The sequence below is a fragment of the Luteimonas lutimaris genome (assembly GCF_039537065.1).
Classification (GTDB): Bacteria; Pseudomonadota; Gammaproteobacteria; order Xanthomonadales; family Xanthomonadaceae; genus Luteimonas; species Luteimonas lutimaris.
This window is the reverse complement of the sequence record NZ_BAAAZU010000006.1, coordinates 159,438-182,623: the sequence shown is the minus strand read 5'-3', so window position 1 is coordinate 182,623 and position 23,186 is coordinate 159,438. Positions and strand designations below refer to the sequence as shown.

22 protein-coding genes and 8 tRNA genes are annotated in these 23,186 nt (G+C 67.4%); 13 read left to right on the top strand and 17 right to left on the bottom strand.

What is annotated here, in order from left to right; genetic code table 11:
* Positions 1-2: 2 nt before the first annotated feature.
* Together ABD679_RS07370 and ABD679_RS07365 are read left to right on the top strand one after the other, a co-directional pair.
* Complete coding sequence (locus ABD679_RS07370; protein ID WP_344759313.1) at positions 3-1,076, top strand: glycosyltransferase family 9 protein; 1,074 nt, start codon at positions 3-5, stop codon at positions 1,074-1,076.
* A gap of 68 nt (positions 1,077-1,144) precedes the next feature.
* Positions 1,145-1,495, top strand: coding sequence for a hypothetical protein (locus ABD679_RS07365; RefSeq protein ID WP_344759312.1), 351 nt, complete (start codon positions 1,145-1,147; stop codon positions 1,493-1,495).
* Positions 1,496-1,513: 18 nt separating this feature from the next.
* On the opposite strand, the gene ABD679_RS07360 is transcribed toward ABD679_RS07365, so the two are convergent.
* A complete protein-coding gene (locus tag ABD679_RS07360) occupies positions 1,514-1,921 on the bottom strand; it encodes a DUF6165 family protein (RefSeq protein WP_344759311.1) in 408 nt (135 codons plus the stop codon).
* 112 nt (positions 1,922-2,033) lie between these two features.
* Between ABD679_RS07360 and ABD679_RS07355 the strand changes: the two genes are divergently transcribed.
* Both ABD679_RS07355 and ABD679_RS07350 read left to right on the top strand, forming a co-directional pair.
* Positions 2,034-2,124: transfer RNA gene (locus ABD679_RS07355), tRNA-Ser, on the top strand.
* A gap of 277 nt (positions 2,125-2,401) precedes the next feature.
* A complete protein-coding gene (locus ABD679_RS07350) occupies positions 2,402-3,106 on the top strand; it encodes a PP2C family protein-serine/threonine phosphatase (RefSeq protein WP_344759310.1) in 705 nt (234 codons plus the stop codon).
* Between the two features lie 12 nt (positions 3,107-3,118).
* On the opposite strand, the gene dnaQ is transcribed toward ABD679_RS07350, so the two are convergent.
* From dnaQ to ABD679_RS07335, 3 genes are read right to left on the bottom strand one after another with little or no spacing between them, the layout of a single operon-like run.
* A complete protein-coding gene (dnaQ, locus tag ABD679_RS07345) occupies positions 3,119-3,817 on the bottom strand; it encodes a DNA polymerase III subunit epsilon (protein ID WP_344759309.1) in 699 nt (232 codons plus the stop codon).
* Between the two features lie 54 nt (positions 3,818-3,871).
* Positions 3,872-4,327 (bottom strand): ribonuclease HI, encoded by a 456-nt coding sequence (gene rnhA, locus ABD679_RS07340; protein ID WP_344759308.1) that lies wholly within the window; start codon positions 4,325-4,327, stop codon positions 3,872-3,874.
* Positions 4,324-4,977 carry a methyltransferase domain-containing protein gene (locus ABD679_RS07335; RefSeq protein WP_344759307.1) on the bottom strand — a complete coding sequence of 218 codons (654 nt, stop codon included), beginning with the start codon at positions 4,975-4,977 and terminating at the stop codon, positions 4,324-4,326. Before ABD679_RS07335 ends, rnhA begins: the two co-directional genes overlap by 4 nt.
* 37 nt (positions 4,978-5,014) lie before the next feature.
* Between ABD679_RS07335 and gloB the strand changes: the two genes are divergently transcribed.
* From gloB to ABD679_RS07320, 3 genes are read left to right on the top strand one after another with little or no spacing between them, the layout of a single operon-like run.
* Positions 5,015-5,779 (top strand): hydroxyacylglutathione hydrolase, encoded by a 765-nt coding sequence (gloB, locus tag ABD679_RS07330; protein ID WP_344759306.1) that lies wholly within the window; start codon positions 5,015-5,017, stop codon positions 5,777-5,779.
* Entirely contained in the window at positions 5,776-7,017 is a 1,242-nt protein-coding gene (locus ABD679_RS07325) for a lytic transglycosylase domain-containing protein (RefSeq protein ID WP_344759305.1), read from the top strand. The genes gloB and ABD679_RS07325 overlap by 4 nt, the downstream gene beginning before the upstream one ends.
* Before the next feature lie 27 nt (positions 7,018-7,044).
* The gene (locus ABD679_RS07320) at positions 7,045-7,833 is read left to right on the top strand and encodes an enoyl-ACP reductase FabI (RefSeq protein ID WP_344759304.1); all 789 of its coding nucleotides are present in this window, start codon (positions 7,045-7,047) and stop codon (positions 7,831-7,833) included.
* Positions 7,834-7,936: 103 nt separating this feature from the next.
* Here the strand turns inward: ABD679_RS07320 and ABD679_RS07315 are convergent, their stop codons facing one another.
* The 12 genes from ABD679_RS07315 to tig form a co-directional block, all read right to left on the bottom strand.
* A complete protein-coding gene (locus ABD679_RS07315) occupies positions 7,937-9,919 on the bottom strand; it encodes a SurA N-terminal domain-containing protein (protein ID WP_344759303.1) in 1,983 nt (660 codons plus the stop codon).
* A 117-nt stretch (positions 9,920-10,036) separates the two neighbouring features.
* A tRNA-Asp gene (locus tag ABD679_RS07310) sits at positions 10,037-10,113 on the bottom strand.
* A 36-nt stretch (positions 10,114-10,149) separates the two neighbouring features.
* Positions 10,150-10,224: transfer RNA gene (locus tag ABD679_RS07305), tRNA-Val, on the bottom strand.
* A gap of 53 nt (positions 10,225-10,277) precedes the next feature.
* Positions 10,278-10,550 (bottom strand): HU family DNA-binding protein, encoded by a 273-nt coding sequence (locus ABD679_RS07300; RefSeq protein ID WP_344759301.1) that lies wholly within the window; start codon positions 10,548-10,550, stop codon positions 10,278-10,280.
* Positions 10,551-10,769: 219 nt separating this feature from the next.
* Positions 10,770-13,211 carry an endopeptidase La gene (lon, locus tag ABD679_RS07295; RefSeq protein WP_425561862.1) on the bottom strand — a complete coding sequence of 814 codons (2,442 nt, stop codon included), beginning with the start codon at positions 13,209-13,211 and terminating at the stop codon, positions 10,770-10,772.
* Between the two features lie 291 nt (positions 13,212-13,502).
* Positions 13,503-14,195 (bottom strand): PAAR domain-containing protein, encoded by a 693-nt coding sequence (locus ABD679_RS07290; protein ID WP_344759300.1) that lies wholly within the window; start codon positions 14,193-14,195, stop codon positions 13,503-13,505.
* A 13-nt stretch (positions 14,196-14,208) separates the two neighbouring features.
* Entirely contained in the window at positions 14,209-14,721 is a 513-nt protein-coding gene (locus tag ABD679_RS07285; RefSeq protein WP_344759299.1) for a hypothetical protein, read from the bottom strand.
* Positions 14,722-14,757: 36 nt separating this feature from the next.
* On the bottom strand, positions 14,758-15,168 hold the full coding sequence (locus tag ABD679_RS07280; protein WP_344759298.1) for a hypothetical protein: 411 nt from the start codon (positions 15,166-15,168) through the stop codon (positions 14,758-14,760).
* A 118-nt stretch (positions 15,169-15,286) separates the two neighbouring features.
* Positions 15,287-16,486 carry a PAAR domain-containing protein gene (locus ABD679_RS07275; protein ID WP_344759297.1) on the bottom strand — a complete coding sequence of 400 codons (1,200 nt, stop codon included), beginning with the start codon at positions 16,484-16,486 and terminating at the stop codon, positions 15,287-15,289.
* Positions 16,487-16,540: 54 nt separating this feature from the next.
* Complete coding sequence (gene clpX / locus ABD679_RS07270; RefSeq protein ID WP_344759296.1) at positions 16,541-17,830, bottom strand: ATP-dependent Clp protease ATP-binding subunit ClpX; 1,290 nt, start codon at positions 17,828-17,830, stop codon at positions 16,541-16,543.
* Positions 17,831-17,931: 101 nt separating this feature from the next.
* Positions 17,932-18,564: an ATP-dependent Clp endopeptidase proteolytic subunit ClpP gene (gene clpP / locus ABD679_RS07265; protein ID WP_344759295.1), complete on the bottom strand. Its 633-nt coding sequence runs from the start codon at positions 18,562-18,564 to the stop codon at positions 17,932-17,934.
* Positions 18,565-18,629: 65 nt separating this feature from the next.
* Positions 18,630-19,931 (bottom strand): trigger factor, encoded by a 1,302-nt coding sequence (tig, locus tag ABD679_RS07260; protein ID WP_344759294.1) that lies wholly within the window; start codon positions 19,929-19,931, stop codon positions 18,630-18,632.
* A gap of 277 nt (positions 19,932-20,208) precedes the next feature.
* Between tig and ABD679_RS07255 the strand changes: the two genes are divergently transcribed.
* The 6 genes from ABD679_RS07255 (at position 20,209) to ABD679_RS07230 (ending at position 21,742) form a co-directional block, all read left to right on the top strand.
* Positions 20,209-20,285 (top strand) — tRNA-Pro (locus tag ABD679_RS07255).
* A 45-nt stretch (positions 20,286-20,330) separates the two neighbouring features.
* Positions 20,331-20,407, top strand: a tRNA-Arg gene (locus ABD679_RS07250).
* 78 nt (positions 20,408-20,485) lie between these two features.
* Positions 20,486-20,562 (top strand) — tRNA-His (locus ABD679_RS07245).
* A gap of 86 nt (positions 20,563-20,648) precedes the next feature.
* Positions 20,649-20,724, top strand: a tRNA-Lys gene (locus ABD679_RS07240).
* Between the two features lie 62 nt (positions 20,725-20,786).
* A tRNA-Leu gene (locus tag ABD679_RS07235) sits at positions 20,787-20,871 on the top strand.
* 112 nt (positions 20,872-20,983) lie between these two features.
* A complete protein-coding gene (locus tag ABD679_RS07230; RefSeq protein WP_344759293.1) occupies positions 20,984-21,742 on the top strand; it encodes a Bax inhibitor-1/YccA family protein in 759 nt (252 codons plus the stop codon).
* A 108-nt stretch (positions 21,743-21,850) separates the two neighbouring features.
* Here the strand turns inward: ABD679_RS07230 and ABD679_RS07225 are convergent, their stop codons facing one another.
* Positions 21,851-23,176, bottom strand: coding sequence for a Na+/H+ antiporter NhaC family protein (locus ABD679_RS07225; RefSeq protein ID WP_344759292.1), 1,326 nt, complete (start codon positions 23,174-23,176; stop codon positions 21,851-21,853).
* Between the last annotated feature and the right edge of the window lie 10 nt (positions 23,177-23,186).

The following is a 23,186-nucleotide window of genomic DNA, read 5'->3' as shown; positions in this document are numbered from 1 at the left end:
GCATGCCTTCCGATCCCGTTATTCCGGCCGCCGCGCGCGCGGCCATTCCACGCACGTTGTGCCTGCTGCGGCTGTCGGCGCTGGGCGACGCCACCCACGTCGTGCCGCTGGTGCGCACGCTGCGCCGCGCGTGGCCCGACGCTGCCCTGGCCTGGGTGATCGGCAGGGCCGAACACAGGCTGCTGGACGGGCTTGAGGGCGTGGAGTTCGTCGTCTACGACAAGAAGACCGGCCTGGCCGGGATGCGCGCGCTGCGGCGGCAGTTCGGCGGCCGGCGCTTCGACGCCCTGCTGCAGATGCAGGTGGCCGCGCGCGCCAACCTGCTGTCGGCATTCGTGTCCGCGAAGCGGCGCATCGGCTACGACCGCGCGCGTTCGAAGGACCTGCACGGGCTGTTCATCAACGAGCGCATCCCCGCCCGACCGGGCATCCACGTGCTCGACGCCATCGGCAGCTTCTGCGAACCGCTGGGGCTGCGGCAGGACGAGGTGGTCTGGGACCTGCCGGTGCCCGCCGACGCCCGCGACTGGGCCCGCGCGCAATGGGCCGACGACGGCAGCCCGACGCTGCTCATCTCGCCCTGCTCCAGCCACGCCCTGCGCAACTGGCGCAGCGACCGCTACGCCGCCGTCGCCGACCACGCCGCCACGCGCGGCTGGCGCATCGTGCTGTGCGGCGGCCGCAGCCAGCTGGAGCGCGACACCGCCGACGCGATCCTCGCCGCGATGCAGTCGCCCGCACTGGACCTGGTCGGCAAGGACACGCTCAAGCAGCTGCCGGCCCTGCTCGAACGCGCCGACCTGGTGATGACCCCGGACTCCGGCCCCATGCACATCGCCAACGCCATGGGCACGAAGGTCCTCGGCCTGCACGCGGCCAGCAACCCGGCGCGCAGCGGCCCGTACTCGGACCGCCGCTACTGCGTGGACCGCTACGACGATGCCGCGCGCAGGTACCTGGGCAAACCCGCCAGCGCGCTGAAATGGGGCACGAAGATCGAACACGACGGGGTGATGGACCTGGTGACCGTCGAGGACGGCATCACGGCGTTCGAACGCTTCGCCTCGGCGCGATAGCAAACGGCCGCGCGGACGGTCGCTGGCATACTCGCCGGCAACCGCCGTCCATTTCCACAGGAGTTCCCATGGCAGCCTGGTTCACCGTTGTCGCGCCGTTCCTGCCCGACATCATCCAGATGGCCAAGCCGATGTTCACCCGCGACAAGGGCGCGGAGAAGGTCCCGCAGCAGATCAAGGAGCTGCAGGACGCGGCGACGCAGAACGCCGACGCGGTGAAGCAGTTGGCCGGCGAGATGCAGCGCACGCTGGCTTCGCTGCAGCAGGGCGCCACCCAGCTGGACAACACCCTCGTCGCGCTGCAGCAGCGCAACAGCGTGCTCGAAGGCGAGCTGCGGCGGGCGAACCGGTTCTCGCTGGTCGCCGCCACCGCGGCGCTGCTCGCGTTCGCGCTGTCGGCCTGGGCGCTTGCCGCCTGAGCGGCCGGAAGCGCCGGGTCAGGACGCCGCGTCGGCCCGGTAGTCCTGGTACGACTTCTCCTCGACGTAGCTCGAGCCCAGGGCCAGGTTGATCTCCTTCTTGATCCGCGCGCGCGTGTCGTTCTCCACGTAGACGCTGCGCGCCAGGCGGATGAACTCGTCGTCGAAGGCCTGCGCCTTCTCCTTGAGCCGGATGTCGTCCTCGATCACCCACAGCCGCTCGTTGACGGCCTTCAGGTCGGCGCGCAGGCGGGCGATGTCGTTTCCGGCGGCGGGGTGCGCCATCCAGGTCTTTTCCAGCGCGGCCAGCTCGTTGCGGACGTTGGCCAGCTTGGCCGGGTCGGTCATGCGCTCGGACTTGATCTGAAGGATGGCGATCTTGTCGAGCAGCTCGCCGAATGACACGGGAACGGAGATTTCGGACATGGCCCTTTCAACGGCTGGAAAACAGCGCGCAGTGTACCGCCCCGTCCTTGTCCGCCACCGCGGCGGCCCGTATCATTGCGCCCCCGGTCGCGGCCTGCGCCCGGGATGCCCCGGAGAGGTGGCAGAGCGGTTGAATGTACCTGACTCGAAATCAGGCAGGCGTTTATAGCGCCTCGGGGGTTCGAATCCCCCCCTCTCCGCCAGATCGTGCAAAGGCCCCCGCGAGGGGGCCTTTGCTTGTCCCGGCCCCGGCGGCGCCAGGCTGGCACGATCGGCAAGGTTTTTTCGTACTCAAGTGCAGGTCCGGCAGGCAATGCCAACCTGTAGGCTTTGCCCACCCGTGTCACATCTCCACTCCGGCATCATGCCCTGCCCGCCAAGATTCACCACCAGCCAGCCCTGTCTGCGTCCTGTTCAGCCTCATCTGTGCGTTGGCCCGGACAAGAAGGCTCCCGTCCGCCGCCGCCCGCAGAGTCGCCCATGATCGAATTCGGACACCTGACCCATGTCGGCCTGCGGCGCGAGCTGAACGAAGACACGTACTACGGCGACAGTGAACTGGGTCTGTGGCTGGTGGCCGACGGGATGGGGGGGCATGAGTACGGCGAGGTCGCCAGCGCGCTGGCGCGCGAGGCGATCGTGCGCGAGATCCGCCAGGGCACGCCGCTGCCGCAGGCGATCCGGATCGCCGACGAGGAAATCATCCGCGCCTCGCGCAAGCGCGGCGACTCGCTGCCGATGGGCACCACGGTGGTGGCCGCGCGGATCGTCGACAACCGCTTCGAGGTGGCCTGGGTCGGCGACAGCCGCGTGTACCTGTGGCACGACGACCGGCTGGCCCAGCTGTCGCACGACCACAGCTACGTGCAGGAGCTGATCTCGCAGGGCACGATCAGCGTCGACCAGGCGCGCACCCATCCCCACCGCAACGTCGTCACCCAGGCGCTGGGCGTGACCGACCCGCAGAACCTCAACGTCGAGACGCTGTCGGGCGAACTGCTGCCAGGCATGCAGCTGCTGCTGTGCAGCGACGGCCTGACCGAGGAAGTCGACGACCGCGGCATCTCGCGGGTGCTGTCGCACACCGAATGCAGCGCGCAGGAATGCGTCGACGGGCTGGTGGCGGCCGCACTCGACGGCGGCGGCTCGGACAACGTCACCGTGGTGCTGGTCCGGCGGCACTGAGCCGCCGGGCTGCTACAGGTCCCAGACCACGCTCCCCGCCTTCTTGCGGATCGCCTCCAGCCGCGCCACGTGCGCGGCCAGGTCTTCGGCGTCGACCACCACGGCCGGCCGCGGACCCAGCGCGGCGCCGGCGAACGACACGGCAGCCGTCCGCTTTTCCGCCGCCTCGACGCTGCCGAAGCCGATCTCGCTCTGGCCCGCCGTCAGCGCGAGGTAGACCTCGGCCAGCAGCTGGGCGTCGAGCAGCGCGCCGTGCAGCTGGCGGTGCGCGTTGTCCACACCCAGCCGTTTGCACAGGGCATCGAGCGAGTTGCGCTGGCCGGGATAGCGGTGGCGGGCAAGTTCGAGAGAGTCGAGCACCTGCGCGCGGTCGCGAAGGCGGCCGTAGTGGTCGCCCAGCCGCGACAGTTCGTGGTCGAGGAAGCCGACGTCGAACGCGGCGTTGTGGATCACCAGCTCGGCGCCGTCGATGAAGGCGAGGAACTCGTCGGCGATCGCGGCGAATTTCGGCTTGTCGGCGAGGAATTCCAGCGTCAGCCCGGTGACTTCCTGCGCACCGGGTTCGAACTCGCGCTCGGGATGGATGTACTGGTGATAGGTGCGCCCGGTCGGCCGGCGCTCGACCATCTCCACGCAGCCGATCTCGACGACGCGGTTGCCCTTCTTCCATTCCAGGCCGGTGGTTTCGGTGTCGAGGACGATCTGGCGCATGGGCGGGAATCGGGAATCGGGAATCGGGAATCGGGAATCGGGAATCGGGAAAGCCTACAGCAGGGCGTTCGCGGCGGACTTGAGCTTGATGGCTTCGTCGCGGGCCAGGACATCCACGCGCTCGTTGTCGGGATCGCCGGAGTGGCCCTTCACCCAGCGCCAGTCGATGCGGTGGCGGTCGGTGGCCGCGTGCAGGCGCTCCCACAGGTCGCGGTTCTTGACCGGGGCGCCGCCGGTAGTCTTCCAGTTGCGGCGCAGCCAGTTGGGCATCCATTCGGTGATGCCCTGGCGCACGTACTGCGAGTCGGTGTGCAGGACCACTTCGCAGGGTTCGGTCAGCGTTTCCAGCGCCATGATCGCCGCCATCAGCTCCATGCGGTTGTTGGTGGTCTGCGCCTCGCCGCCGACGAGTTCGCGCTCGCGCGCGCCGTAGCGCAGCAGCGCCGCCCAGCCGCCGGGGCCGGGATTGCCGAGGCAGGCCCCGTCGGTGTGGACTTCGATCTGTTTCATGCAGCGGGGATTCCTTCGGGCATCGGTAGCCGGGCGCGCTGGCGGATGGGGGTCAGCGGCCAGGCGCGCTTCTCGGCGCGGACGGCGTAGGCCGCGCGCAGGCCGGGGCCATCCTGCGGCTCGTGGGACACGTGCACCTTCCAGCCCGGGCCGAGGCCTTCGGACACCGGCTCGGGCACCAGTCCGGCCTCGCGCATCCTGCGCCGCCAGGTGAGCGGCTCCGAGGCGCGCAGGCCGTTGCCGCGCCAGCGCCAGCGGTACGGCGCCAACGGGTTGAGCGCGAACACCCACAGCCGCCCGCCCGGGGCCAGTACGCGTGCGCATTCGGCGAACAACCCGCGGCCGTCGCGACCGGGCCGGATGACGTGCTGGAGCACGACCACGCCGACCGACTCGGTCGCCAGCGGCAGCGGCAGGCTGCAGCGCGCGGCGCCCGACCAGCCGCCGTGGTCGGCGGCCAGGCGCAGGCCGCGGCCCTCCACGCGGGCGACCTGTTCCACCGGGCCGAACCACAGCCACGGCAATGCCGGGCGTTCGGAGAGGGCGCGCAGGACCGTCGGCTGCTCGCTCTGGAGCAGCGCCAGGCCGGCATCGGACCCGAACCAGGCGCGGGCGCTGTCAGGTTGACCGGTGGCGGGAGGGGGGGGCATGGTCGCCATTCTACCGGCCACCGGGAGTCCCTCCCCGATGCATCCGACGCCGCTGCCCGCGTTCGAGGACAACTACATCTGGACGCTGCGCGGCGACGACGGGCGGGCGATCGTGGTCGACCCGGGCGAGGCCGGGCCGGTGCTTGCGGCCGCCGACGCGGGCCTGCGGCCGCAAGCGATCCTGCTCACCCACCACCACGCCGACCACATCGGCGGCGTCGAAGAACTGCTGCGGCGCTGGCCCGGCCTGCCGGTGCTCGCGCCGGACGACGACAGGATCCCGGTCGCCAGCCGCCGCGTGGGCGACGACGAGCGGGTCGAGCTCGGCGGCTGGGCCTTCGACGTGCTCGCCGTCCCGGGCCATACCGTGAGCCACATCGCATTCCACGGCCATGGCCTCTTGTTTTGTGGCGACACCCTGTTCAGTCTCGGTTGCGGGCGGATGTTCGAGGGTACGCCCGCGCAGATGCTGGCATCGCTCGACCGCCTGGCTGCGCTGCCCGGCGACACCCTGGTCTGCTGCGGCCACGAATACACGCTGTCCAACGCCGCCTTCGCGCGCGCAGTCGAACCCGACAACCCGGCGCTCGCGCGCCGCATCGAGGAAGCCCAGGCCATGCGCCAGTCCGGTCGCCCCACCCTGCCCAGCACGCTCGCCGGCGAGTGCGACACCAATCCGTTCCTGCGCGTGGACGCGCCGGCGGTGCGCGCGGCGGTGGCAAGCCAGGCCGGGCATGCGCCCGGGGACCGCGTCGCGACCTTCGCCGCCCTGCGGCGCTGGAAGGACGGTTTCCGCGCATGAGGCGGCCCGCCGCCCGGCGGCTGGTGGCCGCCCTCGTGGCCGCGCTCGCGCTTGGTGGCGCCCACGCGGGCGAACCGGCGCAAGCGACCGCCACGCCGGCAGCGCAGCCGGCGCCGGCCGCATCCCCGGTCCCGGCCACCCGCAACGGCCGCGAGATTTACGCCCGCTTCCGCGAAGGCCTGGCCGACCCGTCCTGCGGGCCGGACACCAGCGCGCGCTGGCAGCGCCATTTCGCCGCCGCGCCGAAGAAGCTGGCCGCGCCGGATACCGACGTGCTGCCGCTGTTCGGCTACGTCGTCGACGCCCTGCGCGAAGCGAACCTGCCCACCGAGTACGCGCTGATCCCCTTCGTCGAAAGCGGCTACAAGCCGGGCGCGCGCAGCGGCAGCGGCCCCGCCGGCCTGTGGCAGTTCATCGCCCTGACCGCGCGCAACCACGAAATCCCGATCCGGGCCGGCTACGACGGCCGCCTGTCGCCGGTTGAATCGACCCGCGCCGCGGTGCGCTACCTCAAGACCCTGCACGGCATGTTCGCAGGCGACTGGCGGCTGGCGGTGATGGCCTACAACGCCGGCGAGTACCGCGTGCTGGGCGCGCTCAAGCGCAGCGGCCAGCGGGCAATGGACGCCGACCCGGAAAAGCTGGTCGGCCTGTCCGGCATCACCCGGGCCTACGTACGCAAGTTGCACGCGCTGTCGTGCGTGCTCGACCAGGCGGATGATCGCGAGGAGTGGAAGCGCGCGCTCGACCGGCCGGTCGCCGTGCTCAGGCCGGCAACCCTGCCCGCCGGCACCGTCAGTCTCGACACCTGGGCCAGGCAACACCGGCTCGACCCCGCGCGCGTGAAGCAGATCAACCCGGCCTTTGCCGGCGGACAGGTCGCCCGGGGCAAGCGCCCCGCACAGGTCCTGGCGCCGGTGCCCGCGCCCGCGACGACGACCCTGGCGGACGCCGCCGACGCCATCGTCATCGAACCGGCCGCGACGCAACCCGTCGCGTCCGCGGCGGCAAGCGCCGACCCCGCACCCGTCGCCACGCCGCGCACGCACGTCGTGCAGCGCGGCGACTCGATCTGGCGCCTGGCCGAGCGTTACGACGTGCGGCGCGCGGACCTGCTCGAACGCAACGGCCTGTCCGCATCGGACATGCTGCGCCCGGGCATGGTGCTGGCGATCGACCCGGCGCCCGCCAGCGCGTCCGTGCAGGCTGCCGGCGGCGCGCAGGCCATGCCAGAATAGAGCGGTTGCTCAACCTGCGAGAACACCATGGGTTTCCTGCAAGGCAAACGCGCCCTGATCACGGGCATCGCCAGTCAGCGCTCGATCGCCAGCGGCATCGCCGAGGCGATGCACCGCCAGGGCGCCGAACTGGCCCTGACGTACCAGACCGACAAGCTTCGCTCCCGCGTTGAAGACGCTGCGAAGGAATACGGCTCCAACATCGTCCTGCCGCTGGACGTGTCCTCCGACGAGCAGATCGACACCTGCTTCGCCGAGCTGGGCAAACACTGGACCGACGGCTTCGACATCCTCGTCCACTGCATCGCCTACGCCCCGCGCGAGGCGATTGGCGGCGATTTCCTCGACGGCCTGACCCGCGAGAACTTCGCCATCGCCCAGGACATCTCGGCCTACTCGCTGGCGGCGCTGGCCAAGGCCGCGCGGCCGATGATGAAAGGCCGCAACGGCGCGATCCTGACCCTGAGCTACCTCGGCTCGATCCGCGCGCTGCAGAACTACAACGTGATGGGCGTGGCCAAGGCCAGCCTGGAGTCGACGGTGCGCTACCTCGCGCTCAATCTCGGCCCCGAAGGCACGCGCGTCAATGCGATTTCCGCCGGCCCGATCAAGACCCTGGCCGCCTCCGGCGTCGGCAATTTCCGCAAGATGCTCAGCACCTTCGAAGCCGCCGCGCCGCTGCGCCGCAACGTCACCATCGAGGACGTCGGCAACGCCGCCGCCTTCATGTGCTCGGACCTGGCGGCCGGCATCACCGGCGAGGTCACCTACGTCGACGCCGGCTACAGCACGGTGGGGATGCCCGGCATCGAGTAGCGCCTGCATCCACCGAAGGCCGGATGAAAAAAAGCCCCGCAACCGCGGGGCTTTTTCCTGTCCGCCAACCTCCGGCGACCGTCATCGCCGGCGGCCGCGCGACTTACAGTCGCGACTCGGCCACCGTGATCTTCATCCGCTTGCGCAGCGACTTCAGCATTCCCTGCGCATCCTCGTTGCCGGCCACCTGCGCCAGCTGCTGCTGCAGCACCGTGCGCTCCTGCTCGCTGGCCTCCTCGGGCTTGCCGGGCGTGACCTTGGTGACGGCGAACACCACCGCGCCACCGCCGTTGTCGAGGATCACCTTGCCCGGCGACACCTTGCCCTCGGCCGGAACCGGCACCTCGAAGTACGCCTCGGTCGCGGCCGGGTGCGGGACCGGCGCGTTGCGCGGCACGTTCGGCACGTCCTGCGCGGCCAGGTCGCGGGCAGAGGCCAGCTCGGACAGCGACTGCCCGCTCTTCAGCTTCGCGACCATCGCGTCCGCATCGGCCTCCAGCGCCTTGCGCATGCGGTCGCCGCGAATCTCGGCGACCACACGGTCCTTCACCTCGTCCAGCGACAGCGCGCGTTCGGCCGTGTGGTCGATCACGCGCAGCACCACGCTGTGGCCGGGCGCGATCTCGACCGGATCGCTCACCGTGCGGTCCTGGATCAGCAGTTCGGAGAACGCGGCGCGCTCGACGGCCGGGTTGGACGCGACCCCGGTCCCCTGCCCGCGCGCGAACGGGCCAAGCTTCTGCACCTCAAGGCCCACGGCGCGCGCCGCAGGTACCAGTGCGCTCGGGTTCTTGAGCACCTGGTCGACCAGCTTGCCGGTCAGCTCGTTGAAGCTGCGCTCGCGGTCGACCTCGGCCTGCTCCCGCTCCAGATCCGGGCGCGCTTCCTCGAACGTGACCTGCTTGCCGCTGCGGACCTCGCGCAGCTGGATCACGTGCCAGCCGAACTCGCTCTTGACCGGCTCGCTCACGTCGCCGGCCTTCATCGCGAACAGCGCATCCTCGAACGGCTTCACCATGCCACCGTCGTGCGCCACCCAGCCCAGGTCGCCACCGTCCTGCTTCGAGCCGGCGTCATCGGAATTCTCGCGCGCCAGCTCGGCGAAATCGGCGCCGGGCTTGCGGGCCTCTTCCGCGATCCTGGCGGCCTTCTCCTCGGCTGCCTTCTGCGCGGCCGCGTCGGCACCGGGATCGACCTGGATGAGGATGTGCGAAGCCAGGCGCTGCTCCGGGTCCACGAAGCGGGCCTTCTCCTGCTCGTAGCGCTCGCGCAGCGCGGCCTCGTCGGCCGCCGGCGGCTCCGGCAACGACTGCGAATCGATGTCGACGTACTCGATCGCGACCGTTTCCGGCGCGCGGTACCCGGACTTGTGCGCCTCGTACCACTTGCCGACCTCGGCATCGCTCACCGGCGCGGTGTCCTCGGCCGGCGGCGGCAGCACCACGAACGACACGTCGCGGCGTTCGCCGATGAGTTTCATCAGGCGATCGAGCTGCGCCTTGGTCACGAACGCCGACGCCGCCACCTGGCTCGGCACCAGGGTCTGCTTGAGGCCTTCGCGGACCGTCTGCTCGAAGCCGCGCGGCGACATCGCCGGCACCTGCGAGGCCAACGCCAGCTGGTAGCGCTGCGGATCGAACTTGCCGTCGACCTGGAACGCCGGGATCGACTGGATTACGTCGCGCACCTGCGCGTCGCTGACCGCGATGCCGGCGCGGCTGGCTGACATCCGCATCACCGCCTGGTCGACCAGGCCGTCGAGCACGTCGAGCTTGTTCTCCACGCTTTCGAACTGGCGCGGATCGAAGCTGTCGCCCTGGGTGGTGCGCGCCTGCTGGCGTGCCTGTTCGAACGCGTTGCGGAATTCGTTCTGGTCGATTTCCTCGCGCTGCCACAGCATCGTCACCGGCCACCACGACGGCGCCGACTGCCACCACTTCGGCGGCGCCTCGACCTTGGCCGCGAACGTCTGGTTCTGCTGGAACAGGTACTGTTCCATGCCGAAGAAGGCGAACGGAATGCACAGCAGTCCAAGGACCACCATGGCGATCCAGCCCGAGGTTTTATCGCGGAGTTTCTGCAGCATCGGTCGGTGACGTCTGGGTGAAAGCTGGCCAGTTTACCCGCATTGGCCTCGCCGGGCCTCAACGCGTGCGCGGCACAAAAAAAGAGGGCACCGTTTCCGGTGCCCTCTTCAGGTAACTGGCGGAGCGGACGGGACTCGAACCCGCGACCTCCGGCGTGACAGGCCAGCATTCTAACCAGCTGAACTACCGCTCCGCTTTTGAAACCTTGAAACTCTGGCGCCCCTTGCGGTGGTGGGTGCTGAGGGGATCGAACCCCCGACCCTCTCCGTGTAAAGGAGACGCTCTACCGCTGAGCTAAGCACCCGCGCCTGGGGCTTGGGCCTGGCTCCCGGCGATGCCTGCCGGTGAGCGGGCCGCTCAGTTTACGGCATCCTTCAGCGCCTTGCCAGCCTTGAAGGCAGGATTTTTTGCGGCGGCGATCTGGATTTCTTCCCCGGTCCGCGGATTGCGGCCGGTGCGGGCGGCGCGCTCGCGCACCTCGAAGGTGCCGAAGCCGATCAGGCTGACGTTCTCGCCGGACTTCAGGGCACCGGTGATGGAGCCGACGACCGCGTCGACCGCGCGCCCGGCGTCGGCCTTGGACAGGCCGGAGTTGGCCGAGACGGCGTCGATCAATTCATTCTTGTTCATTGGACTGCAAACTCCCTGCGCGGACAGCGTCCGCTCGATGATGGTGGCCGGATTGCCCCTGAGGATACGCAGGTCTACCGGCCTGCGTGGACCCGATGCACGTGAGTGCGATGCCTCGTGGTTGCCGCCGTTTATACCAGCGGGGTATGGGGGGTGCAATACGAAAAAACCGCTGAAAACGCCGGGCTTGAAGGCATTTTCAGGGCAAACCGTAAAACGTCAATGCTTGACATCGGTGGCCGTCGTGGGCTTGCCTGCCTCGCGCCGGACCTCCTTCACGCCCTCGGCGACCACCTTGGGCGCGAGCGGGCGCTCGAGCGCGAGGTCGAGGACTTCGTCGATCCACTTCACCGGAACGATCTTGATCGACTGGGTGACGTTCTTCGGGATGTCGGCCAGGTCCTTGCGGTTCTCGTCGGGGATGATCACCGTGCGCACGCCGCCGCGCAGCGCCGCCAGCAGCTTCTCCTTGAGCCCGCCGATGGCCGTGACCTTCCCGCGCAGGGTGATCTCGCCGGTCATCGCCACGTCGGCGCGGACCGGGATCTTGGTCAGCGTCGACACCAGCGAAGTCGCCATCGCGATGCCGGCGCTGGGGCCGTCCTTGGGCGTGGCGCCGTCGGGCACGTGCACGTGCACGTCGAGCTTCTGCAGGAAGTCCAGTTCGATGCCGAGGCGTTCGGTGCGCGCACGCACCACCGACAGCGCCGCCGAAGCCGACTCCTTCATCACGTCGCCGAGCTGGCCGGTCAGGATCAGGTTGCCCTTGCCCGGCACCAGGGTGGATTCGATCTGCAGCAGGTCGCCGCCGACCTCGGTCCAGGCCAGGCCGGTAACCAGGCCGATCTCGTTGTCCTGCTCGGCGCGGCCGAAGTCGAAGCGCTGCACGCCCAGGTACTTCTCGAGGTTCTTCGCGTTCACGCTGGTCGCGCGCGGCTTCTTCTTCTTCGCGCCCACCGGCTCGGGGCCGCGGAGCGCGATCTCCTTGACCACCTTGCGGCAGATCTTGGCGATCTCGCGCTCGAGGTTGCGTACGCCGGACTCGCGCGTGTAGTAGCGCACGATGCCCTGGATCGCGTCCTCGGCGATCTTCAACTCGCCGTCGCGCAGGCCGTTGGCCTTCATCTGCTTGGGCACCAGGTAGCGCGTCGCGATGTTGATCTTCTCGTCCTCGGTGTAGCCGGGGATGCGGATGACCTCCATGCGGTCGAGCAGCGGACCGGGGATGTTGAGCGAGTTGGACGTCGCCACGAACATCACCTCGGACAGGTCGAGGTCGACCTCCAGGTAATGGTCGTTGAAGGCGTTGTTCTGCTCCGGGTCGAGCACTTCCAGCAGCGCCGAGGACGGATCGCCGCGGAAGTCCATCGACATCTTGTCGATCTCGTCGAGCATGAACAACGGGTTCTTGGTGCCGACCTTGGTGAGGTTCTGCACGATGCGGCCCGGCATCGAGCCGACGTAGGTACGGCGATGGCCGCGGATCTCGGCCTCGTCGCGCACGCCGCCCAGCGACATGCGCACGAACTTGCGGTTGGTCGCCTTGGCGATCGACTGCCCGAGCGAGGTCTTGCCCACGCCCGGCGGGCCCACCAGGCACAGGATCGCGCCCTTCATCTGCTTCACGCGCGTCTGCACGGCGAGGTATTCGAGGATGCGTTCCTTGACCTTGTCCAGGCCGTAGTGGTCGGCGTCGAGCACTTCCTGCGCTGCGGCCAGGTCCTTGCGCACCTTGCTGCGCTTCTTCCACGGCACGCCGAGCAGCCAGTCCAGGTAGTTGCGCACCACCGCGGCCTCGGCCGACATGGGCGACATCTGCTTGAGCTTGCCGAACTCGCTCTTCGCCTTGGCCTCGACGGCCTTGGGCATGCCGGCCTCGGCGATCTTGCGCGCGATCTCCTCGATGTCGTTCGGCGCGTCGTCGATCTCGCCGAGCTCCTTCTGGATCGCCTTCATCTGCTCGTTGAGGTAGTACTCGCGCTGGCTTTTTTCCATCTGCGACTTCACGCGGCCGCGGATGCGCTTTTCCATCTGCTGCACGTCGATCTCGCCGTCGACCAGGCCGACCAGCAATTCGAGCCGGTCGGCGGTGTCGATGGTGTCGAGCAGGCGTTGCTTGTCGGCCAGGCGCACGCCCAGGTGCGCGGCGATGGTGTCGGCCAGGCGGCCGGGATCGTCGATGCCCGACAGGGTCTGCAGCAGCTCCGGCGGCAGCTTGCGATTGGTCTTGACGTACTGCTCGAACAGCGACATCAGCGAGCGCGCTACGGCCTCGACTTCGCGCGGATCGCGGGCGGCGGTCGAATCGACCACCGCGCCCTGCCCGACCAGGCAACCATCGATCTCGTCGACGCCGTCCACGCGCGCGCGCGCAACGCCCTCGACCAGCACCTTGATCGTGCCGTCGGGCAGCTTCAGCAACTGCAGCACCTGCGCCAGCGTGCCGATCCCGTACAGGTCGCCGGCGCCCGGGTCGTCGGTCTCGGCCGACTTCTGCGCCACCAGCAGGATGCGCTTGTCGGCCTCCATCGCCACGTCCAACGCGCGGATCGACTTCTCGCGGCCTACGAACAGCGGGATCACCATGTGCGGGAATACAACCACGTCGCGCAGCGGCAGCACCGGCAGTTGCAGGGTTTCGTGGTCGGGACGGTCAGGCATGCGGGCTCCAGATCAATACGACTCGCGGCCCGGTCGGGCCGCCACGGTCGAGTTATGGGGCTGGCGCCGGATGGATGCAAGCGCAGGTCGCGGGCGAGGCGGCCAATCCAGCACAAATTCACGCAAAAACAACAAGTTGCGTGATCTCGCAATCTCGGAGACGCGAATACACGTACAGCGACGCTTCGCAGCAGTCACCAACGCACGCCCGCTGCGCAAGCATTCCAATCGCCACCATGCACCTGGTGCGGGCGAAGCCCCTCATCCGTGTCGATCATGCAGAAGGGAGTGCTACCGACCTCGCACCACGGTCGCGTCAACTTGCAGCACCTGCCAGCGCCCTTCCTCAAACGAGAGCGTTGCGATCGGAATGAGCATCGACTTGCTTCTTTGCACCGTACGTACGAGCACTACCCTTCCGGCCTGCTCCCGAAGCGTCCAGGCTCCAATGTGACCCACGCCATCCTCGGTAATAAAGCAAGGCTCGGAACTGGTTGCCTCGTGCAGAGAATTCAGATCCTCTCTTTCCGGATGCTCACCCAGTTTCTGCAACAGCGCACCCTTGATCTGCTCCAGATCAGCAGGAGTGACCGAGACCGGCTTCCCGTCAAGGGTGAGCGTAGCTTCTTCAAGGGACTGAATTTCATGGTCCATGGGTGCTGCCTCGATACTGTAGTTTGCACAACCCGCCGCGATCGCCAGCAAAAACAGGATTGAAATGCGCAGTTCGACGACAACCGCATCCCCGCTATCGCTGTCGTGAAGCGAACGACAGGAGGCCATTCCACTTGGTGGTGAAAAGTGCGACCTCGATGAGCGGCTCGAACGCGCTTGTGCAGATGCGTTCGGCCTTACAGTCACTATGAGAATGGGGACGCCTCCGTCGACGATGGGGAATGCGCCCTTGCGGTTCGGGCACGTCGCCTGGTCGGCGACGCGGGCGACGGAAATGCCATTGATGCCGGTGGATGCGAGTGTCGCCATAGCTGTACGGCGATCACCAACGGACGCCCACGCCGCAGGCACTCCAATCATCCCCAAGCACCTGGTGTGGGACCAGCCCGTTGTCAGACTCGATCATGCAGAAATAAATGTGGTACCAGCGCGACTGCGCTTCCCCGTCCAGCGTAAGCGAGGCCCAGAGCGTGGCGCTGTACGCCTGACCTGGTACAAGCGTCTGGCCGTGCCCGCCGCCACGACCGGGGTACTCGATGCACTCGCCCGGCTGCAGCCGCTTCACCACAGCCCCGGTTTCGGCGCCGAATGACTTCTCCCAGATTCGTTCCGCGTGTCCATCCACCCGCTTGTACAAGTCAATCAGGGTGATCAATGGCCCGGAACTGCGCGTCTCCCGATTGTCACCAACGGAAAAGCAGGGTTTTCCCCCGGACGCCTTGACGACCCCTGCCTGATGCCGGGCGCCACTACTGGCAGTGGAAGAGACGCAACCCCAAGACAGCAGCAGCGCGCAGCCGGCAAGCAAACAACTAACGATGTTCCCCGTGCTCATACTCGGAAACCCAAGTGCAGAGCATTCAGGGCAGAATCATTCCTTCTCGGCAGCATCCAACAACTGCCTGCAGATGGCCGGCGTAACCACTGCCGCCTGCTGAGGAACCGTTACAACCGTGGTTTGTCCAACCGATTGCCGAACGCAAAAGGTGCCCGAATGATTGCGCGTGCCATGCTTTCCCCAGTGCGGTGACCTGATCGCGAACGAATAGGGCCAGTCGTTCCGAAGTTCGACGTCGAGAGAGACGTTGGTATAGCCATCGGGATTTTGCCCGTACGCCAGACATTCCCCCGGCGCAAGCCGGAACTTTGGCTGGCCATCTTCAGAAGAAATTCCCCACGGCTTCGGCAAACCCTGTCCGTTGACCCACACCGCCGACACCCCTGCAGCCTCCACCGCAACACTTTCCCCCTCATCGAGGGGGATGCAGGCAACAACCCGCATCCCCTCGGAACGTATTTCGAGCGGTCTCGGGGCCCGTGAGGTTGCGCTCGCGCATGATGACGCAAGCAGTGAGACGAGTACGGCCGCAGCGACAAACCATTGCATAGGAAACCTGTTTTCAATGCTTGGGGAGGTTGGCCCTTGATGATGGGTCATCCAGAAACAGCCTCAACACTTCCTTGAACTGCAGTGAGGATGCGCCTGACCCCCTTGCGAACTCCGGTTCGCCCGAAATCACCGTCATGTAGTAGTCGGAAATGATGTCACCCTGCTGTTCCATGTTGTAGTCGGAAAGGGATGAACCGGGGGAAAGGCGATATTCGTATGCTTCTGCCCCCTTGGATGAAACAAACAGCCCATGCCACCTTACGGAGTAACCGAGCTGGTATTGCCATACATGCACCATCTCATGCATGAACAATGCTCGGTGGTCCGCTGCCGCGGAAAAATCATCCACATGGATCGGCTTCGGGAAATACATCTGGCCATTTGGGGTAACAGCAGTCCTGTCACGCTGGAAGCCGAACAGCATCCAGTATCCGTGGTTGTGAATCTTTATTTTCGTGTAGTCCACCGAATCGCCAAACACCAGGCGCGCAATTCGCAGCTCGCCTTGGGTCAGCTCTCTCTCATGGCCCTCCGCCCTGACCTCGACAGTCGACTGCCCCAGACCACTCGCATTGGTCCGCACATCCTCCAGTTCGATGACAACCTCGTCCCCGCCATCGCTGCCGTGGAGCGAACAGCAGGAAGCCATACCGTCTGGTGGTGAAAGTACGACCTTGAGGAACGGCTCGCACGCACTCGTGCAGATGCGCTCGGTCTTGCCGTCACTGTCGGTAACACCGTTGCGTGTTTCCCCGCTTGCCAAGTGCACCGTGTATCGAACGCCGGCCAATGGTGTTCCGGACTCACCGCAAAAGCGAAGGGCCTCGTCATATTCGTTGTTCTCTTCGGCCTCGGGCTTGCCAGCCGCTGCCCCGGCCATCAAGCCGGAGACGGAAGCAATCGCGGAAGCAGCTATACCACTTCCGCCGCTTCCGCCACCGCCCGGCTCCACGAACGCCCGCATCTGCTTCGCCGACAGCACCTTGCAGCCGCAGGCGAGCGAGCTGCCGTGCAGGGCGACGGGCTGGCCGTCGATGATGATCGTGGCGTCGCCGTCGACGATGGGGAACGCGCCCTTGTGGCTGGGGCACGTCGCCTGGTCAGTGACGCGGGCGACGGGCAGGCCGTCGATACCGGTGAAGGACGAGCCTGTGAGCACGCTTCCGCCACTGCTGGTGGGGTCGCCCACCACGATCCAGTTCTTCGCCATCATGCGCTCCGTGCATGACCGGCGGCCTCGCGCCGCCGGTGGGTGTCCCTTCCGCTATTCGGCCGCGGCCACCTTCGGGGCTGCCGCCGGCGGCGTCTGGTAGATGAGGTACGGGTCGGACTTGTGTTCGATCACCGACTCGTCGACGACCACCTTGCTGACATTGTCCAGCGACGGCAGGTCGTACATGGTGTCCAGCAGCACCGACTCGACGATGGTGCGCAGTCCGCGCGCGCCGGTCTTGCGCTTGAGCGCCTTGCGGGCGATCGCCAGCAGCGCGTCCTGGCGGAATTCCAGCTCCACGCCTTCCATGTCGAACAGCTTGTAGAACTGTTTGGTGATGGCGTTCTTCGGCTCGGTGAGGATCTTCACCAGCGCCGCCTCGTCGAGTTCCTCGAGCGTGGCGACCACCGGCAGGCGGCCGACGAACTCGGGGATCAGGCCGAACTTGATCAGGTCCTCGGGCTCGACGTCGGCCAGCACCTTGCCGACCTCGATCTTGCGCTCGGCGCTCTTGAGCTTGGCGCCGAAGCCGATACCGCTGGCGTCGGTGCTGCGCTGCTGGATGATCTTGTCCAGGCCGGCGAACGCGCCACCGACGATGAACAGGATGTTCTTGGTGTCGACCTGCAGGAACTCCTGCTGCGGGTGCTTGCGTCCACCCTGCGGCGGCACGCTGGCCACGGTGCCTTCGATCAGCTTCAACAGCGCCTGCTGCACGCCTTCGCCGGACACGTCGCGGGTGATCGACGGGTTTTCGCTCTTGCGCGAGATCTTGTCGATCTCGTCGATGTAGACGATGCCCTGCTGCGCCTTGTCGACGTCGTAGTCGCACTTCTGCAGCAGCTTCTGGATGATGTTCTCCACGTCCTCGCCGACGTAGCCGGCTTCGGTGAGCGTGGTGGCATCGGCCATGGTGAACGGCACGTTGAGCATGCGCGCCAGCGTCTCGGCGAGCAGGGTCTTGCCCGAACCGGTCGGGCCGACCAGCAGGATGTTGGACTTGGCCAGTTCGACCTCGTCGTTCTTCTGCCGGCTCTCGATGCGCTTGTAGTGGTTGTACACGGCCACGGCCAGCGTCTTCTTGGCGCGCGCCTGGCCGATCACGTACTGGTCGAGAACCTCCAGGATCTCCCGCGGCTTGGGCAGCGAGCTGCGCGCCGACTGGGCCTTCTCCTCGAGCTCCTCGCGGATGATGTCGTTGCACAGCTCGACGCATTCATCGCAGATGAACACGCTCGGGCCCGCGATCAGCTTGCGGACCTCGTGCTGGCTCTTCCCGCAGAACGAGCAATACAGGATCTTGCTGCTGTCGCCGGAACGGCCCTGTCGATCTTCGGTCATGCCCTTGGTCGATCTTGTTGGATCATGGTTCGAGAATAGCATAGCGTCCGCTCCCGCAAAGACGGGGGCGGAACACCGGATGCTTCAATGAAATCAGCCAGTTACGCCGGCTGGATGGACTCTTCTGGACGCCGCTCCAGGACCTCGTCGACCAGCCCGTATTCACGGGCGGCCTCGGCGCTCTTGAAGTTGTCGCGCTCGGTGTCGGTGGCGATGGTCTCGATCGACTGCCCGGTGTGGCGGGCGAGGATCTCGTTGAGGCGCTGGCGCAGGGTCAGGATCTCGCGCGCCTGGATCTCGATGTCGGTCGCCTGGCCCTGCGAGCCGCCGGACGGCTGGTGGATCATCACCCGCGAATTGGGCAGGGCGTAGCGCTTGCCCTTGGCGCCGGACGCCAGCAGCAGCGCGCCCATGCTCGCCGCCTGGCCGATGCAGATCGTGCTCACGTCGGGCTTGATGAACTGCATCGTGTCGTAGATCGACATGCCGGCGGTCACCACGCCGCCGGGCGAGTTGATGTACAGGCTGATGTCCTTCTCGGGATTCTCGGCCTCGAGGAACAGCATCTGCGCCACGATCACGTTGGCCATGTGGTCGTCGATGGGACCGACGAGGAAGATCACACGCTCCTTGAGCAGGCGCGAGTAGATGTCGTAGGCCCGTTCGCCACGGCTGGTCTGTTCGACCACCATGGGGACGAGGTTCAGGGCTGTTTCGGGCTTGTGCACTGTCATCTGTCCGCCTGGCTGTTGTTGGAAAGCCCGCACGTGGATGCGCGGGCTCTTGCGAGGGACCCGGGTCAGTTCCCGATGGCTTCCTGGAAGCTCAGGGCCTGCTCGGTGTGCTGGGCGCGCTCGGCGATCCAGTCGATCACCTGCTCTTCCATCACCCGGTTCTGCAATCCCGACATCAACTGGGGATCGTTGCGGTACAACTCAATGACCTGGTCGGGCTCCTCGTAGGTCGAGGCGATCAGGCGCAGCGTCTCGTTCAGGCGCTTCGGGTCCAGGCGCAGCTCATTGCGGCGGGCGACCTCGCCCACCAGCAGGCCGACCAGCACGCGCTTGCGCGCGGCGTCCATGAAGCCTTCGTGCGCGTTTTCCGGCACCTCCGGCTGCGGCTGGCCCTGGCGGCGGCCCTGTTCGACGGCCTGCGCCAGCATCGCGCGGGCCTCGCGCTCGACCAGCTTCGGCGGCATCTCGACGTCGGCATAGGCGGCGACCAGGTTCTCGCCGACCTCGCGGCGCAGGCGGTTCATCAGTGCGCCCTTGAGCTCGCGCTCCAGGTTGGTGCGGATGTCGGTGCGGAACTGGTCCATCTCGCCACTCTTGACGCCGAAGCTGCGGATGAAGGCCGCATCGACCTCCGGGAGCACCTGCTCGGACACCTGCTCGATCTTCACGTGCACCTGCGCCGACTTGCCGGCCAGCTGCGGCACGCGCCAGTCGGCCGGGAAGGCCACGTCGATCGCCTTTTCGTCGCCCTTGGCCATGCCGGCCAGCGCCTTCTCGATCTCCGGGTACATGCCGCCGGTGCCGATCACGGTCACGCCGCGCTCGGTGCCCTCGGCGGGCAGGCGCTCGTCGCCCACCTGCGACCAGGTCTCCACGTCGACCGCGTCGCCGTCCTTCGCCGGGCGCGTCACCGCGGTCCAGCTGCGGCGCTGCATGCGCAGGTTCTCGATCATGCGGTCGATGTCGGCCTCGGTCACTTCACCGGTGTGGCGGGTGACGTTGAGCTTGGCCACGTCGATCTCGCCGAAGTCCGGCACGACCTCGAAGGTGGCCACGTAGGCGAGGTCCTTGCCTTCTTCTTCGGTGCGCTCGATGTTGGGGCTGCCGGCCAGGCGCAGCTCGTTCTCGCGCACGGCCTCGTCGAAGCCCTCGCGCAGCATGCCGTCCAGGATCTCGTCGCGGACCTGCTTGCCGAAGCGCTGCTCGATGACCTTGGCCGGCACCTTGCCGGGACGGAAACCCTTGATGCGGGCCGTGCGCGCGATCTCGCGCAGGCGACCGCCGACCTGGTCCTCGAGGCGCTCCGCCGGCAGGCGGAACGTCATGCGGCGCTCGAGATTGCCCAGGGATTCGACCGAAACTTGCATACCCACTCCTGCAGCCCGCGAGGCCTTCGCGGGGATTGATGATGGAAACCAGCGACTGTCGGCGGGAGCGCGGCGCGAAGGCAGCCGGCGGCCCGACCGGACAGTGGAACGGACTAGTTTCGCCGATTCCGCGCTTCGCCGCCAGCGAAAATCCCCGTCCGCCGAGAGCGCCATGCCCCGCGCGCGCGTTGACAGCGCGAGGCGCGCTCCGGACAATGGCCGGCCTTCCGCGACCGTGGCACTGGCCGGGGAACCCGAACCAACCGTGCGGCACCGGCGGGGTATAGCGCAGTCTGGTAGCGCGCCTGCTTTGGGAGCAGGATGTCGGGGGTTCGAATCCCTCTACCCCGACCATCCGCCGACGGCTCTTCCGGCCCGCTATCATGCGTCCTTCTCCGGGCGCCCGTAGCTCAACCGGATAGAGCACCGGCCTTCTAAGCCGGTGGTTGCAGGTTCGAGTCCTGCCGGGCGCGCCACGACGCCGGACAGTTCGACCGGTGCCTTCCGGCATCGGCGGGAATCCCGAGATGGATCTTCCCGGAAGCGTTCCAGTGGTGGCTGTAGCTCAGTTGGTTAGAGTCCTGGATTGTGATTCCAGATGTCGGGGGTTCGAGTCCCCTCAGCCACCCCACCCTTTCGCACCGTTTCCCGGCCCTGCCGGGGCGATGCAAAAACGATTGTCGCGCGGCACGGGGCTGCGTTATCATTCGTCTTCCGGGGCCGTTAGCTCAGTTGGTAGAGCAGTTGACTCTTAATCAATAGGTCCAAGGTTCGAATCCTTGACGGCCCACCAAACCCGAAGCGCCCGGCCCAGCCGGGCGCTTTTTTTTGACCGGGTGCCGGCCCGGAAACATCGCGAAAGTGGCGGAATTGGTAGACGCCCCGGCTTTAGGTGCCGGTGCCGCAAGGCGTGGGGGTTCGAGTCCCCCCTTTCGCACCATCCCCGGGCCTGCCCGACGGCATGCCGCCGTTCACCTTGACGCGGCCTTGAAACCGTTTGCCCTGTATCCTCATATCTTCGGACTGAACACCTTTCCTGAGGATCCATCCCCATGCGCAGCGGCAACCCCGTCCTGAAGGAATCCACCTTCCTCGACCTCGGCAGCGGCACCGTCGTCTCGCGCGCCGACGGCGGCGCGATGACCCTGAACGGCACGATCGGCAAGACCGCCACGCTGCTGGTGCTGGCCGTGATCACGGCGGCCTTCGCCTGGAGCAAGGTCGAGGTCACGCCCGACGGCATGACCGGCGGCCTGTACGTCTGGGGCGGCCTGATCGGTGGCTTCATCCTGGCCATGGTCACCGTGTTCAAGAAGGAATGGGCGCCGGTGACCGCGCCGATGTACGCGCTGGTCGAGGGCTTCTTCCTCGGCGGCATCTCGGCGGTGTTCGAGGCCCGCTACCCGGGCATCGCGTTCCAGGCGGTGATGCTGACCTTCGGCACACTGTTCGCGCTGCTGATGGCCTACCGCTCGGGCCTGATCAAGGCCACCGAGAACTTCAAGCTGGGCGTGGTCGCAGCCACCGGCGGCATCGCGCTGGTGTACCTGGCGACGATCGTGCTGGGCTTCTTCGGGGTCGAGATCCCGATGATCCACGGCAACGGCCTCGTCGGCATCGGCTTCAGCCTGTTCGTGGTGGTGATCGCAGCGCTGAACCTGGTGCTGGACTTCGACTTCATCGAAACCGGCGTCGAGCGCGGCGCGCCGAAGTACATGGAGTGGTACGGCGCGTTCGGCCTGATGGTCACGCTGGTGTGGCTGTACATCGAGTTCCTGCGGCTGCTGTCGAAGCTGCAGTCGCGCAACTGAGGCCACCGGCGGTTCATGGAAAAAGGCGCTTCGGCGCCTTTTTCCGTTTCTGGTCCGGCAAGAAGCCGATCGCACGGATCCGCAGGATCGGCTCCTGCAGCGGGACGGTCATGCGGCATCCGGCAGCGCAGCCGCCGGCCGCCGCGCCGGCCACAGCATGAACCCGATCGTCACCGCGGCCAGGATCCAGCAGTAATAAACCTTGCCCGCCAGCGCCAGCGGCGACACCGCGGCCAGCGAGCCGGCCAGCAGGATCTGCGCGCCGTAGGGCAGGACGCCCTGGACCACGCAGGCGAAGATGTCGAGCAGGCTGGCCGAGCGCCGCGGCGAGATCCCGTGGCGCGTGGCGATGTCCTTCGCCACCCCGCCACCGACCAGGATCGCCACGGTGTTGTTGGCGGTGAACAGGTCACCCAGCGCCGACAGTGCGGCGATGCTGAATTCGCCGGTGCGCCGCCCGACATGCCCTCGCGCAAAGCGGGCGATCGCGTCGGCCAGCCACTGCAGGCCGCCGCTGGCCTTGGTCAGCGCCGCCAGTCCCCCGATCAGCAGCGACAGCAGGGTGATCTCGACCATGCTCTCGTAGCCGCCGTAGATGTCGCCGGCGAAGGCCTGCCAGTCGTAGCCGGGCGAGAAGGCGAAGCCGCACACGCCCGCCAGCGCGATGCCGATGCCGAGCACCACGATCACGTTCATCCCGCACAGCGCCAGCACCAGCACCGCCACGTACGGCAGCACAAGCCAGCCGGTCGCCGCATCCGGCGCCTGCACGGGCGCCGCATCGCCCAGGAACCCCAGCAACACGGCGGTGGCGAGCGCGGCCGGTGCCGCGATCCTGAAGTTCTCGCGGAACTTGTCGCGCATCTCGCAGCCCTGGCTCCGGGTGGCGGCGATGGTGGTGTCGGAAATCACCGACAGGTTGTCGCCGAACATGGCGCCGCCGATCACTGCGCCCACCACCAGCGCGCGGTCCAGCCCGGCCGCGTCGGCCACGCCCAGCGCGATCGGCACCACCGCGGCGATCGTGCCCATCGAGGTGCCGATCGACAGCGATACGAAGCCGGCCACCAGGAACAGCCCCGGCAGGATCAGCGCCGGCGGCAGCGCGCCCAGGCCCAGCGCCACGATTGCATCGACCGCGCCGATCGCCTTGGACACCATCGCGAATGCGCCGGCCAGCAGGAAGATCAGGCACATCAGCACCACGTTGCTGTCGCCCATGCCGGCCAGCAGCGTGTCCATCGCCGGCAGCCGGCGCCGGTGCGCGATCCACGCGGCCAGCGCCAGCGCCGGCAGGATCGCCACCGGCGCGCGCAGCTGGTAGAAGCCCATGGCCTCGCCCTGCACGGTGAACCAGATCCCGGCGCCGAAGAACAGCACCAGGAACAGCAGCAGCGGGGTCAGGGCGACGGCGCTAGGGCGGGACTGCTGCATCGCTTCATCC

Bases quoted from the DNA above. Each gene is read 5' to 3' on its own strand.
- ABD679_RS07230 (WP_344759293.1), top strand. From the start codon at position 20,984: ATGCGCAGCGGCAACCCCGTCCTGAAGGAATCCACCTTCCTCGACCTC.
- gloB (WP_344759306.1), top strand. From the start codon at position 5,015: ATGCATCCGACGCCGCTGCCCGCGTTCGAGGACAACTACATCTGGACG.
- tig (WP_344759294.1), bottom strand. From the start codon at position 19,931: ATGCAAGTTTCGGTCGAATCCCTGGGCAATCTCGAGCGCCGCATGACG.
- ABD679_RS07300 (WP_344759301.1), bottom strand. From the start codon at position 10,550: ATGAACAAGAATGAATTGATCGACGCCGTCTCGGCCAACTCCGGCCTG.
- ABD679_RS07350 (WP_344759310.1), top strand. From the start codon at position 2,402: ATGATCGAATTCGGACACCTGACCCATGTCGGCCTGCGGCGCGAGCTG.
- ABD679_RS07280 (WP_344759298.1), bottom strand. From the start codon at position 15,168: ATGCGGGTTGTTGCCTGCATCCCCCTCGATGAGGGGGAAAGTGTTGCG.
- ABD679_RS07315 (WP_344759303.1), bottom strand. From the start codon at position 9,919: ATGCTGCAGAAACTCCGCGATAAAACCTCGGGCTGGATCGCCATGGTG.
- dnaQ (WP_344759309.1), bottom strand. From the start codon at position 3,817: ATGCGCCAGATCGTCCTCGACACCGAAACCACCGGCCTGGAATGGAAG.
- ABD679_RS07320 (WP_344759304.1), top strand. From the start codon at position 7,045: ATGGGTTTCCTGCAAGGCAAACGCGCCCTGATCACGGGCATCGCCAGT.
- ABD679_RS07335 (WP_344759307.1), bottom strand. From the start codon at position 4,977: ATGCCCCCCCCTCCCGCCACCGGTCAACCTGACAGCGCCCGCGCCTGG.
- ABD679_RS07285 (WP_344759299.1), bottom strand. From the start codon at position 14,721: ATGAGCACGGGGAACATCGTTAGTTGTTTGCTTGCCGGCTGCGCGCTG.
- ABD679_RS07370 (WP_344759313.1), top strand. From the start codon at position 3: ATGCCTTCCGATCCCGTTATTCCGGCCGCCGCGCGCGCGGCCATTCCA.
- rnhA (WP_344759308.1), bottom strand. From the start codon at position 4,327: ATGAAACAGATCGAAGTCCACACCGACGGGGCCTGCCTCGGCAATCCC.
- ABD679_RS07290 (WP_344759300.1), bottom strand. From the start codon at position 14,195: ATGGCGACACTCGCATCCACCGGCATCAATGGCATTTCCGTCGCCCGC.
- ABD679_RS07360 (WP_344759311.1), bottom strand. From the start codon at position 1,921: ATGTCCGAAATCTCCGTTCCCGTGTCATTCGGCGAGCTGCTCGACAAG.
- ABD679_RS07365 (WP_344759312.1), top strand. From the start codon at position 1,145: ATGGCAGCCTGGTTCACCGTTGTCGCGCCGTTCCTGCCCGACATCATC.
- lon (WP_425561862.1), bottom strand. From the start codon at position 13,211: ATGCCTGACCGTCCCGACCACGAAACCCTGCAACTGCCGGTGCTGCCG.
- clpP (WP_344759295.1), bottom strand. From the start codon at position 18,564: ATGACAGTGCACAAGCCCGAAACAGCCCTGAACCTCGTCCCCATGGTG.
- ABD679_RS07225 (WP_344759292.1), bottom strand. From the start codon at position 23,176: ATGCAGCAGTCCCGCCCTAGCGCCGTCGCCCTGACCCCGCTGCTGCTG.
- clpX (WP_344759296.1), bottom strand. From the start codon at position 17,830: ATGACCGAAGATCGACAGGGCCGTTCCGGCGACAGCAGCAAGATCCTG.
- ABD679_RS07275 (WP_344759297.1), bottom strand. From the start codon at position 16,486: ATGGCGAAGAACTGGATCGTGGTGGGCGACCCCACCAGCAGTGGCGGA.
- ABD679_RS07325 (WP_344759305.1), top strand. From the start codon at position 5,776: ATGAGGCGGCCCGCCGCCCGGCGGCTGGTGGCCGCCCTCGTGGCCGCG.